Annotated in this window: 9 protein-coding genes; 2 read left to right on the forward strand and 7 right to left on the reverse strand. The window is 36.4% G+C overall.

What is annotated here, in order from left to right; translation table 11 throughout:
* Positions 1-22: 22 nt before the first annotated feature.
* The 3 genes from GGR42_RS07150 to GGR42_RS07160 all read right to left on the reverse strand — a co-directional run bounded on the left by GGR42_RS07150 (position 23) and on the right by GGR42_RS07160 (position 2418).
* Positions 23-319, reverse strand: a complete 297-nt coding sequence (locus GGR42_RS07150; RefSeq protein WP_167962304.1) for a thioredoxin family protein — start codon at positions 317-319, stop codon at positions 23-25.
* 91 nt (positions 320-410) lie between these two features.
* The gene (locus GGR42_RS07155; RefSeq protein ID WP_167962306.1) at positions 411-1637 is read right to left on the reverse strand and encodes a metallophosphoesterase; all 1227 of its coding nucleotides are present in this window, start codon (positions 1635-1637) and stop codon (positions 411-413) included.
* A 58-nt stretch (positions 1638-1695) separates the two neighbouring features.
* A complete protein-coding gene (locus GGR42_RS07160; protein WP_167962308.1) occupies positions 1696-2418 on the reverse strand; it encodes a copper homeostasis protein CutC in 723 nt (240 codons plus the stop codon).
* A 33-nt stretch (positions 2419-2451) separates the two neighbouring features.
* On the opposite strand from GGR42_RS07160, the gene GGR42_RS07165 reads away from it, so the two are divergent.
* Together GGR42_RS07165 and polA are read left to right on the forward strand one after the other, a co-directional pair.
* Entirely contained in the window at positions 2452-3444 is a 993-nt protein-coding gene (locus GGR42_RS07165) for an isoaspartyl peptidase/L-asparaginase family protein (protein ID WP_167962310.1), read from the forward strand.
* A gap of 56 nt (positions 3445-3500) precedes the next feature.
* Complete coding sequence (polA, locus tag GGR42_RS07170) at positions 3501-6332, forward strand: DNA polymerase I (protein ID WP_167962312.1); 2832 nt, start codon at positions 3501-3503, stop codon at positions 6330-6332.
* Here the strand turns inward: polA and GGR42_RS07175 are convergent.
* The 4 genes from GGR42_RS07175 to GGR42_RS07190 form a co-directional block, all read right to left on the reverse strand.
* Positions 6329-7459: a DUF4249 domain-containing protein gene (locus GGR42_RS07175; protein WP_167962314.1), complete on the reverse strand. Its 1131-nt coding sequence runs from the start codon at positions 7457-7459 to the stop codon at positions 6329-6331. The two genes, polA and GGR42_RS07175, sit on opposite strands and share 4 nt — an antisense overlap.
* A gap of 11 nt (positions 7460-7470) precedes the next feature.
* Positions 7471-9885: a TonB-dependent receptor gene (locus GGR42_RS07180; RefSeq protein WP_167962316.1), complete on the reverse strand. Its 2415-nt coding sequence runs from the start codon at positions 9883-9885 to the stop codon at positions 7471-7473.
* 15 nt (positions 9886-9900) lie between these two features.
* On the reverse strand, positions 9901-11082 hold the full coding sequence (locus GGR42_RS07185) for a DUF4249 domain-containing protein (RefSeq protein ID WP_167962318.1): 1182 nt from the start codon (positions 11080-11082) through the stop codon (positions 9901-9903).
* Between the two features lie 200 nt (positions 11083-11282).
* Positions 11283-13679 (reverse strand): TonB-dependent receptor, encoded by a 2397-nt coding sequence (locus tag GGR42_RS07190; RefSeq protein WP_245201408.1) that lies wholly within the window; start codon positions 13677-13679, stop codon positions 11283-11285.
* Positions 13680-13682 lie beyond the last annotated feature (3 nt).

The following is a 13682-nucleotide window of genomic DNA, read 5'->3' on the forward strand; positions in this document are numbered from 1 at the left end:
CCGAGATTAAATCTCGGCTTTTTTATATATACTCATTTATGATACCCAGCAGTGTATTGGCGTCTTGTTCGCCACTTTGTCGCCAGACCATTTCTCCTTTTTTATAAATCATTAGAGTGGGCAAGCCTTTTACCCTTAAAGCTTGGGAAAGCTCTTTGTTCTTATCCACATCTATTTTAATTACTTTTCCCTTATCTCCCAAGGCAGCTGCAACATCCCTTAGTACAGGATGCATTGAAGTGGATTGTTCGTTCCAATCGGCATAGAAATCCAATAGTACAGGAACATTTAAATCAATTAATTCGCCAAATTTTGACATATATGAATCATTGTGTTACAGCCCAAAAATACTAAAAAATGTTAAAAAACAACCGATACTACAATTCCCACTGTGAAGTATTACGTTAAATTCACGTTAAAGATTTCTTTTTTAATGTTATCACTGTGATTTCCGGCCAAATTCCCACTCTCCCTGGATAACCTAAAAACCCAAAACCACGATTCACATTTATGTACTGACCCATTTCTTCATAAACACCAGCCCAGTACTTATAACGCCATTTAACAGGACTCCACTTTATCCACCCCGGTATTTCTATCCCAAATTGCATCCCATGGGTATGCCCGCTTAAAGTTAAATGATAATGATAGTCATCACCAATTACTTGATCCTCCCAGTGCGACGGATCATGGCTCAATAAAATTTTAAAATCGTTTTTATCTATATTGGATTTTGCCTTCTGTAAATCACCTGCTTTTTTAAATCCGCCCCTGCCCCAATTTTCCACACCTATTAAAGCCAATTTATCGCCACTTTTCTCTAAATATCTGCTTTCGTTCAATAAAAGATCAAAACCTATTTCTTTTTGTAATTTTTTCAATTCAATCAAGTTTTGACTCTTTTCCTCTTCAGTATCCCAATCCACATAATCCCCATAATCATGATTTCCCAATATGGAAAACTTCCCGTCTTTTGCATTAAGTTTAGAAAAAAGTGTTGCCCAAGGTTTCATCTCCTCCGCCTTGTTATTTACCATATCCCCTGTAAAAAAAAGCACATCACTTTTCTGTTCATTTATCAAATCTATGGCATAACTTATTTTTTCTTCATTATCAAAACTTCCACTATGGATATCTGAAATTTGGGTTATTTGGTATCCATCAAACCCATTTGGCAAATCATCAAACTCCAAATTATATTTTAACACTTTAAAATTATACTTGCCCCTATACATGCCATACAACAAAGCACTAAAAGGAAGCGCGGCAACCCCAAGGGCCACCATACTAAGAAATCTTCTTCTGGAAGGAATCGTGAACTCTGTATGCTTCCCGGAAATCCTGTAATATATAGCAGATAAAAATCTGAAAATGTCCTCTGAAAAAAGTAAAATTAGATTGATGGTCATAAATGCCAGAATAGCAACCAAAAATCCAAAAGCATAACTTTTTGGCCTACTTAACACCCTGCCTTCTTCGCCAATTGTAAACTGATATATAAAATTTCCAATAATCAACAGTGTAACGGCAACAAAAGTGTAGTACACCCATTGATGTTTTGTAACTGTCTTTAAGGCTTGGAGTGTATAAAAAGCAACCGCCAAATACACTACGATAAATATTACCCAACGCAACATATAATTCTCTTTTTACAAATATATTTCTTTAGAACCCAAATGTTGAACCACTTTATCTTTATTTAACTAAGTCACATATTTTCGCAACTGTGACTTCATTGGTCAATGCAATTTTGTCATCATTAATAAAAGAATGTGAATTCATTGAAATAACAGGTTTCCCTTCCAAAGTTTTGACAAAACTTGTCCCTGAAAGATGAATTGCCTTAAAACCTTTCTTTTTAAACTCCCGAGCATTGGTTTCATTTATTCCACCCCCAGGTAATATGACGCATAAGCTTGCCTTTTGTTTCAATTCTGACAAAAGATTTATTCCCTCAAGAGCCGATTTTTTTTGCCCTGATGTTAAAATATAATCCACTCCTATTTCTTCTAATTGCGCCAAAACCCTAAAAGGTTCCTTTACCCAATCAAAAGCCCTGTGAAATGTAAATTTCATTGTACCCGCCAATTCCTTTAAAATTAAAGTACGTTCATAATCCAATGTGTTGTCTTGGTGCAACACTCCAGAAACCACTCCATTGAAACCCAGTTTTTTGCAAAGTGAAATATTCATTTTCATTATTTCAAATTCTAGATCAGAATAAGTAAAATCTCCGCTTCTAGGCCTTATCAATACATGGCTTGGAATAATGAGTTTTTCCTTTGTCAATTTTAACACTGCATAAGAAGGGGTAATACCGCCGATACCCAGCTCAGAACAAAGTTCAATTCTGTCCGCTCCCCCGTTTTGGGCATTAAGAGCAGATTCCAAAGAATTGGCACAAACTTCTATAAGCATATTTCTTATCTTTAAACCATAAAGTTACGCATTATGCAAAGAAGAAAATTTCTAAAAAAATCTGCCATAGGTACGGCGGGTATTTTGTCTACCCCATTAGCAACTTCCTGTAAGGAAAATACACCCCCAACAACCACTATTGATACCTCCGAAGCTGTAAAACCTATTGTTATAGCCACATGGAATGTTCCCAATTCAACCAGCAAAGCATGGGACGTATTAAATGCAGGTGGAAATTCACTGGATGCAGTGGAAAAAGGAGTAATGGAAGAAGAAGCAGATGTTAGCAACCAATCCGTTGGCAAAGGTGGCCGACCGGATAGAGATGGCAATGTAACTTTGGATGCTTGTATAATGGACAAATATGGAAACTGTGGTTCCGTAGTATATTTACAAAATGTGACCCATGCGGTTTCCGTTGCCCGCAAAGTAATGGAGGACACACCCCATGTAATTTTGGCTGGCAAAGGTGCAGAACAATTTGCCTATGAGAAAGGTTTCCCTAAAGAAAATCTATTGACAGAGAAATCCAAACGAGAATGGTTGGAGTGGAAAAAAACATCCCAATACGAACCCATTATTAATATAGAAAACCATGATACCATAGGCATGCTGGCTATTGATGAAAATGGTGATATTTCCGGTGCTTGCACTACCAGTGGCATGGCCTATAAAATTGGGGGCCGAGTGGGTGATTCCCCCATTATAGGTGCCGGGCTTTTTGTTGACAATGAAATTGGAGCGGCCACAGCAACCGGAGTTGGTGAAAAAGTCTTGAAAACGCTTGGAAGTTTTCTAATTGTGGAATTGATGCGACAAGGAAAATCTCCCCAAGAAGCCTGTGAGGAGGCGGTAAATAGAATTGTCACAAAAGATAAAGATTATAAAAATTTCCAGATTGGATATATTGCAATCAATAAAAAAGGTGAAACAGGGAGTTACTGTGTACAACCAGGATTTACCTATAGAAAATATTCAAAAAATGAGCATAAAAATGTTCCTTCGGGCTCTTTTATCACTTCGTAAAACTTTAGAAAGGTGGATATTCTTTGTATGTTTGAAACCCTTCAATAAAATTTAAAATGGCAGAACAAAAAAGACTTTTTTTACTGGATGCTTACGCCCTTATTTTTCGTGGTTATTATGCATTTATCAAAAACCCAAGAATAAATTCAAAAGGGATGGATACTTCCGCCATTATGGGGTTTACCAATTCACTTTTTGATGTTATTCGTCGTGAAAAACCAGACCATTTAGCAGTTTGTTTTGATAAAGGGGGCAGTGCAGAACGTACTGAACTCTTTCCAGAATATAAAGCCAATAGGGATGAAACCCCCGATGCCATAAAAATTGCCGTTCCCTTTATTCAGGAAATATTAAAAGCCATGCAAATTCCTGTCGTGGTTTTAGAGGGTTGGGAAGCGGATGACATTATTGGAACCTTGGCAAAACAAGCCGAAAAGGAAGATTACAAGGTGTATATGGTTACCCCAGATAAAGATTTTGGACAATTGGTTTCTGAAAATATTTTTATGTACCGCCCCGCACGTATGGGGAATGGTATAGAGATATGGGGAATTCCAGAGATACAAGACCGTTTTGGTGTTGAAAGACCAGAACAAGTAATAGATTATCTGGGCATGATGGGTGATGCCAGTGATAATATTCCAGGGCTTCCAGGAGTGGGGGATAAAACTGCCAAGAAATTCATAGCGGAATTTGGTGATATGGAAGGTCTTTTAGCGAATACTGATAAGCTAAAAGGAAAAATGAAGGAAAAAGTAGAAGAGAATGCCGAGCTGGGAAGATTATCCCGAAAACTGGCAACCATTTGTACTACTTGTGATGTGACTTTTGATGCCCAAGATTATGAACTATCCGAACCAGATGCCAAAAAAGTACAGGAGATTTTTGAAGAATTGGAATTTAGAAGGCTTAAAGATCAGTTCTTAAAATTATTCTCAGGAGAAGCGGTAGTTCCTCAGCAAGAAACAGCTCCAAAAGTTTCCAAAAAAGAAGCTAGCCAAGCAGGTAGTGGTCAATTTTCATTGTTTGGCAGTACTGGAGAAGCAAGTAAACCAATGGAAGCGATTTCTAGTAGAAATACCGCTAAAACTGTTTCCCATGTATACCAAAGTGTTGCGCCAGGAATGGCAATGAAACTTTTTGTGCAGAATTTAATGAAGCAGACTTCTGTTTGTTTTGATACGGAGACTACCTCTTTAAATCCAATACAGGCAGAATTAGTTGGCATAGCATTTAGTTGGGAAACTGGCAAAGGTTTTTATGTTCCTTTCCCTGAAGAAAAAGATAAAGCCCAAGAACTTATTGAGCAATTACGTCCGTTTTTTGAAGCTGAAAACATTGAGAAAATAGGCCAAAATTTAAAGTATGATGTCAAAGTTTTACGCAAATATAATCTCAATATAAAAGGCAACTATTTTGATACCATGCTGGCACATTATTTAATAAATCCCGATATGCGTCATAACATGGATGTCTTGGCAGAAACCTACCTGAATTATACTCCTATTTCCATTACAGAATTAATTGGTAAAAAAGGTAAAAATCAATTAAATATGCGAGATGTTCCTTTGGAACAGCAAACTGAATATGCAGTTGAAGATGCAGACATCACGTATCAATTGGCGCAGCATTTTAGACCAGAATTAGCGGAAGCCAAAACAGATGTCCTTTTTAATGATATTGAAGTGCCTCTTTTAAGTGTTCTGGCCGATATGGAATTGGAGGGCATTAATCTGGACAAAGCATTTTTACAATCCCTATCTGCCGATTTAGACAATGATATTGGCACATTGGAAGCTAAAATCTATGAGGAAGCTGGAGAACAATTCAACATAGCATCACCCAAACAATTGGGTGAAATCCTTTTTGAAAAGTTAAAATTGGTGGACAAGCCCAAAAAGACAAAAACCGGGCAATACTCTACTGCGGAAGATGTTCTATCCTATTTAGCAAAGGACCATCAAATTATAAAAAATGTCTTGAATTATCGTGGCCTTTCAAAATTAAAGAGCACATATGTAGATGCTCTGCCTGAACAAATAGAACCTTCAACAGGTAGAGTGCACACAGACTATATGCAGACTGTTGCAGCCACAGGAAGATTAAGTAGCAACAACCCTAACCTTCAAAATATTCCCATTCGTACAGAACGTGGCCGACAAGTGCGAAAAGCTTTTGTTCCCCGCAATGATGAATATACCTTGCTTGCGGCAGATTACTCGCAAATAGAACTTAGAATTATAGCTGCTTTAAGTGAGGAAGATACCATGATTGAAGCCTTTAAAAATGGTGAAGACATTCATGCTTCAACTGCTTCTAAAGTTTTTAATGTTCCTATTTCTGAAGTAACCAGAGAACAGCGAGGCAATGCCAAAACTGTGAATTTTGGAATTATCTATGGTGTTTCGGCTTTTGGATTGAGCAATCAGACCGATTTGTCACGTGCTGAAGCCAAGGAATTAATTGACACCTATTACAAAACCTACCCAAAACTAAGAAATTACATGAGCGAATTGGTAGATTTTGCACGGGACAATGGGTATGTACAAACAGTTTTAGGACGTCGCCGATATTTAAAGGACATCAATGGAAGCAATGCCATTGTTCGTGGGGCAGCAGAACGAAATGCTGTAAATGCACCCATACAAGGAAGTGCAGCCGACATTATTAAAATTGCCATGATCAATATTCATAGAAAACTTACTGAAGGTAATTACAAAACAAAAATGCTTTTACAAGTGCATGATGAACTTGTTTTTGATGTATACAAACCCGAACTGGAAGAAATGAAAATTCTAATAAAATCTGAAATGGAAAATGCTTATACATTGGCTGTTCCCTTGGATGTAGAATTGGGTGTGGGTGATAATTGGTTGGAAGCACATTAATCCAACCAACCTTCGGGGCGTATGGAAGTTCTGTATAAGCTTTCCTCACATGGAATGGACAAAGTCAGGGGGTCAGGCACAACAAATCCTGGTCCTCCCTCAGAATTACCAAAGGGAACATATCTTTCCAACCGTAATTCCTTTATGTCCGACCTATCAATAAAAATCGATTTTGTAGACGAAGCTGCTACCGTGAACCTACCTAAAACTACTTCGTTGGCATCATTTGGATTATACAAATTTCCTATTAATGCGGCAGGCGTTGGTGCATTAAACCCTCCACTATTATCTATAATATCTTTTAAAGTTTTATAATATTTGTAGGCAGAAGATGACAATGAAAACTGCTGTATCTCCACCACAATGTTCTCTTTTGTATATAATGGAATATTGGCTATTGAAAGATTATTCACCAATTTTCCATCAACAAAATCATCTGTAAATATTTGAATGTTCGCATTATACCTAATACGCCAGCATTTGGAATCACATAGATAGCTAAAATATGGAACTAATGTATAGCCCGAATGCGGTTCACATATACCATTTCTAAAATAAGTCCCTTCATCACAATTTGCGCAAATGGTTATAGGCTCATACGAACGAAAACGCCAATAATAGTAATTTTCCATCTCCGAAGGATCCTCAAAACTAATTAAAACAGAATGACCGGGAATAAAACTTTCAAATGCCTCACTAAAAAAAAGTTCAGTGTCATAAGTTGCATTTATTTCTAAAATATCAACTGGAACAGTAACTTTTTCAGGAGTAGATTGGAATTGCCTTCCATCTGATAATAAAACTTGCATTTCCCATGTTTCACCTTCTAAAACCACAAAATCATTTGGGGGTATGTAAGTATCCGTATCCAGAACCAAATCAACCTGCTCTGCCGTATCAACATTTCTAAAAGAAACCTGTGCATCATCAATAAGAGTATTTTTACGAATCCCAAATTCGGTATCTGAAGTAGTAATGGTAACTTTAGAAAGTCCCGTAATTGTAGATGCCAATCCTTCAATATAAACGAGTCCATCTATATATTCAAATTCTGGAGCTACTGGGTCTGAGCAACCCGCCAATAAAAAGATACTTAAAAAAATCCTGAATGTCCTGATTGTTTGCATTGCCCCATAGATTAATCAAACACAAAATTATAAGTTAAAGAGAAAAGAGGGCTGTTCATTACAGATAGTTCATATGAACCTAAAGGGCTTCCCAAAAATATTTCAGAATTCTCTGGCCCTGTTCTCTGTGCATAATACAGATTAAAAGGATTTCTTCTACTATATAGGTTATACACCGTAAAGGTCCAATCCCCGACCCATTTTCGGGTCAAATTTTTTCCATATTTAATTTTCCAGGAAAAATCCAAACGGTGATACGGTCGTAATCTTGCGTTGTTACGTTCAATAAAAATGGGGACATTAATATTCTCCAAAGCAAAAACACTATTGGCCACTGTATATGGCCTTCCTGTCTGTCCAGTAAAATTAAAGCTGAACACATGGTTTTTTTCTCCTTCAAAATTTACTGTTGCATTTAAAACATGGGGTCTATCAAAATCGGATGGGTACCATTCGTTATTATTTACCCGGTCTGCCAATCTTTCATTTTGGGAACGTAAGAAACTTCTGGACCAAGTATAATTAAACCAACCATTGAACCTGCCTTTTGTCTTTCTAAAACTAAATTCAACACCATATGCTTCTCCTTGACCTTGTACCACATCCCTTTCTAAAAATTCTTCCAGAAAAAAATCCGCGCCAGGTTTATAGGTAAGATTGTTTCTGGAATCCCTATAATAACCCTCGATTCCCAACTCAATAAGGTCATTGCTTAAGTTTTTATACAGTCCCAAACCGTAGGTATCACTAATTTGCGGTTTTATATTGGCATCGGAGGTTTTCCATCTAGATGTTGGCAATGGAGTAGTGCTATTGTAGACATTCTGCAAATATTGATTCACCCTTGCATAACTAGCCTTCAACGAAGTACTTTCATTGAACTTATAACTAAGTCCCAATCTTGGTTCCAGCCCATCATAAGATTTCACCTTTTCCCCTTTATCAAAAAACTGAGTATCTAAAATTGTACTCCCCGTTTGATCAAATTGAGCCAATGTATAGGGCCCTACAAACATAAAATGTGTAAATCTTAGTCCTCCAGAAAGTGAAAGATTATCAAGAGGATTCCAGTTAACATTTGCATATCCGGAAAATTCATAGCTAGTTTCCGAACTTAATTCTACAGGATTGATGCTATTACCTGCACCTGGGTCTAAAGTACCTGGAAATATTTTATATTGGTTCGCCTGAACACCCAGATAATAATCCACTTCCGAGCTAATATCTTTTGACAACTCAGATATAAAACTTAGATAATTGATCCTAGATTCAAATTCAATTTCATTATCATTGTCAACTTCTGGGAAAATAGTTTTGGGAGTATACTGACTTGCTACAAATGTATTTCTTAGATTGGTTCCAGAATCAAAATTATGCAGCCAATTTAAAGTGCCATTTATGGTTTTAAAATCATATTGATTGTTTTCCGCATTTATATTTTCAATTTTGGATATTAAATCCAATTGATAAAAATCCTTGCTATAAAAACCAGTTAAAGATATTTGGTCTTTTTCTGTAGGCAAGTATAATAGTTTCATTGTGCCATCATAAAATCTTGCTTTTGTGTTTTTTAACCTTTCGGAAACTAGAGGCAGCAAAAAATCCGTTAATCCCGCCCTAACACCGGCAATGAGTGTTAATTTCTCTTTAACGATAGGGGTTTCCACAGTTAATCTACTGGAAACCAAACCCAATCCACCAGATAGTTTAAATTTATCTACATAAGGGTTTTTAACTTTCACGTCCAATACGGAGGCCACTCTACCTCCAAAACGTGATGGAATATTTGCCCTATACAAATCTACAGATGATAGAACATCCGGTGTAAAAACGGAAAAAAGACCAAATAAATGAGTGGGGTTAAAGACAGGAGCATGATCGAACAAAATTAAGTTTTGATCCAAAGAGCCTCCTCTGACTGATAGTCCATTACTGATTTCCCCCGCACTATTTACTCCTGCAAGCAAAGTCATTCCTCGTAATACATCGTATTCACCAAGTGCGGCAGGTATTTTTTTTAGGTCCTGGGACTTTAATTGCAGAACCCCCATTTGGGGAGACTCAACATTATCATTGATTCTTTTGGCACGAAGAATGACTTCTGACAGCTGTTCTTCTTTTTCAAAAAGTTCAATTCTTAAAAATCTATTTTCGTCCAATAAAACGGTCTGTAAGTTATCTTCATAACCAATATAGGACACTGTAATTCTATAGGTCTCTACTGGCAGTTCAATAGAAAAACGACCGTCCATATTGGAAATACCCCCACAATTACAAGGCTGTATAAAAATATCGGCATTTTCCAATGGTATTCCTGTTAGTTGATCAAAAATTTGAAAGGATAAAATGTTTTCCTGGTTTTGCCCTAGAGAATAATTACATATAAAGAAAAAAATAAGAATCGAAAGCAGTTGGTTATTTTTCATTTGGTCTGGTATTGCTTAATTTTCTATCCAGCCCGGTGGAACAATGGCCGTTCTATATCTTCTTTCACTACAAGGTGCAGATGTTACGGGACTACAATCTCCAAAGGGACAAGTTCCTGGGGGACAGGTTTCACATCCTTCAAATTTTAACGGTTCCCTAGTTTCTATGGGCAGTTCCGATATATCTGTTCTATCTATAAAAATATATGCAGTGGATGTTGATGCTGCAGTAAATCTTCCAAAAATAAAATCTTCACTATCATTTGGACTATATATATTCCCAATAAGTCCAGCAGGAGGTGGTGCATTAAAACCACTGTTATTATCAATAATGTCCTTTAAAGTTTTGTAATAATCATATGTAGACAATGGCAAAGAGAACTGTTGTACCTCTACTACAACATCTTCCTTTGTATAAAGTAAAATATTGGCTATAGGCATTTGATTTACACTGTTACCATCACTAAACTTATCCGAATAAATAGTAATGCTTTCTGGGAAACGTATTTTCCAACAATCCGATTCGCAAGAATAATCGTAATAGTTTCTTGCATCAGAACCCGTAGGAGGAGGCATTGCATATGGATTGGTCACACAAGCATCATTCCTAAACACACTTTCATAACATTTCTCGCAAAAATCAAGATTTTCAAAAGACCTAAATGACCAATAGTAATAGTTTTCCTTATCTGCAGGATCATCAAAACTAACCGATACCTGATGTCCTGGAACAAATTTGTTTGTGCTTTCCCTATATAATAATTCTGGATTGTATTGAGCTATAATATTTTTTATTTCAACTGGCTCAATAACCGTGTCAGGCTCAGATTTATACATTCGGCCATCTGCCAATAAAATTTCAACTTCCCAAGTCTGTCCAACGGAAACCACAAAGTCATCTGGTGGCACATACGATCCTAGCTCCTCTGTTAAAACAACTTCTTCCCCTGTATTACTATTTACAAATGAAACAGTTGCCCCTTGGAGAAACTTTGTTCCATACACACCAAATTCAATAACAGATTCTGTAATAATTACAAATGAGGCCCCAGATGAGGTTGATGCAAAACCTTCTACAAAAAGAAGTCCTTCTTTAAATTCAAATTCCGGAGATACTGGGTCTATACAATTGTTAGAAAGAAAAAGAAATGAAAGGAAGAAAAAAGCTTTTACAAAATCAAATTTTCTATGCAACATATTCTAGACTATAAACTCCTTAAATATAGCACTTTAAAATAACTATACTGTCCAAAATTTGTATGATTTTTTCTATTTATATATCAACAAAGAAATTGAAATCCTTAGAATTCACAATTTAACTCACCATTTAAAGTTTTAGATTTACAAAAGAAGGTTAGATTACATTGGGTATTTTAATTGACCATAAACGCATTGATTTACTGAAAAACAAAATTATAGGTCAATGCAAATAATGGACTATTAAGAATGGACAACTCATAAGAGCCAAGTGGACTTCCCAGAAAGATATCCGAATTTTCATCACCAACGCGCTGGGTATAATAACTGTTAAAAGGGTTACGTCTACCATAAAGGTTATAAACCGTAAAGGTCCAGTCCCCTATCCATCTTTTATTCTCTTTTTTTGAATATTTCACTGTCCATGAAAAATCCAATCGATGGTATATTGGTAATCTTGAATTATTCCTTTCCAAATAAATGGGAACGTTTTTATTTTCAATTTCTACATAGCCCGTTGGAATTGTATATGGTCTTCCCGATTGCCCCGTAAAATTAAGACTTACCGTATTATACTTGTTGCCCTCAAAATTAACTGTAGCATTGAGCACATGTGGCCTTTCAAAATCCGAGGAATACCAATTATTATTATTGATTCGGTCAGTTAAATTTTCACTTTGCGAGCGTAAAATACTTTTGGACCAGGTATAGTTAAACCATCCATTGATTCTTCCTTTTGGCTTTTTAAAACTAAATTCAACACCATACGATTCTCCAAGCCCCTGTATAATATCTCGCTCCAAAAATTCTTCAAGAAAAAAATCGGCTCCTGGCTTGTAGGCCAATACATTTTTAGTATCTCGATAATACCCTTCTAACCCAAGCTCAACCGTATCATCCCCCAAATTTTTATAAACACCAAAACCATAGGTATTACTTTTCTGTGGTTTAAAATTTGAATCGGACATTTTCCATCTGGAAGTTGGCAAAGGCGTTGTACTATTATATACATTTTGCATATATTGGTTGACTTTGGCATAACTGGCCTTTAAGGATGTACTGTTATTCAACTTTAGATTGATTCCCAATCTGGGTTCCCATCCAGAATACGATTTTACCTTGTCTCCTTTGTCAAAAAATTGGGTGTTAGTTACTGCCTCGCCAGTTTCGTCAAACTGGGCCAAAGTATAAGGTCCTACCAATAAAAAATTGGTGAATCTAATTCCTCCGGACAAGGATAAATTTTCCAATGGACTCCAATTAATATTTGCATAACTAGAAAGTTCGTAACCAGTCTCAGAAGTAAGACTAACGGGAAGCACACTATTACCCGCTCCTGGATCCAGGCTTCCTGGGTCTATTTTATATTTATTTGCCTGAATACCCAAGTAGTAATCCAATTTTTCATTAACATCTTTTGAAAATTCGGATGTTAGACTTAAATAATTAATTCTGGATTCATATTCAATTTCGTTATCACTGTCCACTTCTGGAAATATTGTTTTTGGATTGTAGTCACTGGCCACCAAAATTGTCCTTAATCTACTCTTCTCATTTATGGAATACAGCCAGTTAAGCGTGCCGTTTAAGGTCTTAAAATCATACTGATTATTCTCTGCATTGATGTCATCCACTTTTGATATTAAATCCAATTGATAAAAATCCTTACTATAAAATCCTGTAAAAGAAATTTGATTGTTCTCAGATGGCAAATACATCAATTTTATGGTTCCATCATAAAATCTGGCTTTGGTATTTTTTAGTCTTTTGGAAACAATGGGCAATAAAAAATCCGTTAAGCCTGCCCTACCTCCTGCTATTACCATCAATTTATCCTTTATAATAGGGGTTTCAATAGCAAACCTACTGGAGACCAAACCAACACCTCCGCTCAATTTAAGCTTGTCAACATAAGGATTTTTTACCTTTATATCCAATACCGAGGTTATTCTTCCTCCATAACGCGAAGGAATGTTTGCCCTGTATAGCTCTACTGATGACAAAACATCGGGTGTAAAAACTGAAAAGAGACCAAATAAGTGGGTTGGGTTAAAAATGGGGGCATAATCGTACAATATTAGGTTCTGATCCAAAGAGCCCCCCCTAACAGACAGTCCATTGCTTACTTCGCCTGCATTGTTTACACCGGCAACTAAGGTCATTCCCTTGAGCACATCAAATTCTCCTACAGCGGCTGGCAACTTTTTAAGTTCTTGGGTGCTTATTTCTAAAGCGCCCATTTGGGGAGATTCTATATTGCTTGTAAGGTTTTTTGCCCTTACAATAACTTCTGACAACTGCTCTTCTTGTTCATATAGTTTTACACTTACAGATAAGTCTTTATCCAATACAACGCTTCTTACATCTTCTTTATACCCAATGTAACTCACTATAATCTGGTACCTATTTTCAGGAAGGTTAAGGGATAGCAGTCCATCTCTATCGGTTATTCCACCACAATCGCATGGTTGTATAAAAACATCTGCGCTTTCCAATGGTTTACCAGTGGTAAAATCAACAATTTTAAAGGTCAACTTATGCTCGCTATCTTGCCCCAAGCCAAAATTGAAGCTTAAGACACAAATTACAAGCAACAAAAA

The sequence above is a fragment of the Saonia flava genome (genome assembly GCF_011927795.1).
Classification (GTDB): Bacteria; Bacteroidota; Bacteroidia; order Flavobacteriales; family Flavobacteriaceae; genus Saonia; species Saonia flava.

Excerpts from the sequence above, each read along its gene's own strand:
- GGR42_RS07155 (WP_167962306.1), bottom strand. The coding sequence starts at position 1,637 with ATGTTGCGTTGGGTAATATTTATCGTAGTGTATTTGGCGGTTGCTTTT.
- GGR42_RS07180 (WP_167962316.1), bottom strand. The coding sequence starts at position 9,885 with ATGAAAAATAACCAACTGCTTTCGATTCTTATTTTTTTCTTTATATGT.
- GGR42_RS07175 (WP_167962314.1), bottom strand. The coding sequence starts at position 7,459 with ATGCAAACAATCAGGACATTCAGGATTTTTTTAAGTATCTTTTTATTG.
- GGR42_RS07160 (WP_167962308.1), bottom strand. The coding sequence starts at position 2,418 with ATGCTTATAGAAGTTTGTGCCAATTCTTTGGAATCTGCTCTTAATGCC.
- GGR42_RS07165 (WP_167962310.1), top strand. The coding sequence starts at position 2,452 with ATGCAAAGAAGAAAATTTCTAAAAAAATCTGCCATAGGTACGGCGGGT.
- GGR42_RS07150 (WP_167962304.1), bottom strand. The coding sequence starts at position 319 with ATGTCAAAATTTGGCGAATTAATTGATTTAAATGTTCCTGTACTATTG.
- GGR42_RS07185 (WP_167962318.1), bottom strand. The coding sequence starts at position 11,082 with ATGTTGCATAGAAAATTTGATTTTGTAAAAGCTTTTTTCTTCCTTTCA.
- polA (WP_167962312.1), top strand. The coding sequence starts at position 3,501 with ATGGCAGAACAAAAAAGACTTTTTTTACTGGATGCTTACGCCCTTATT.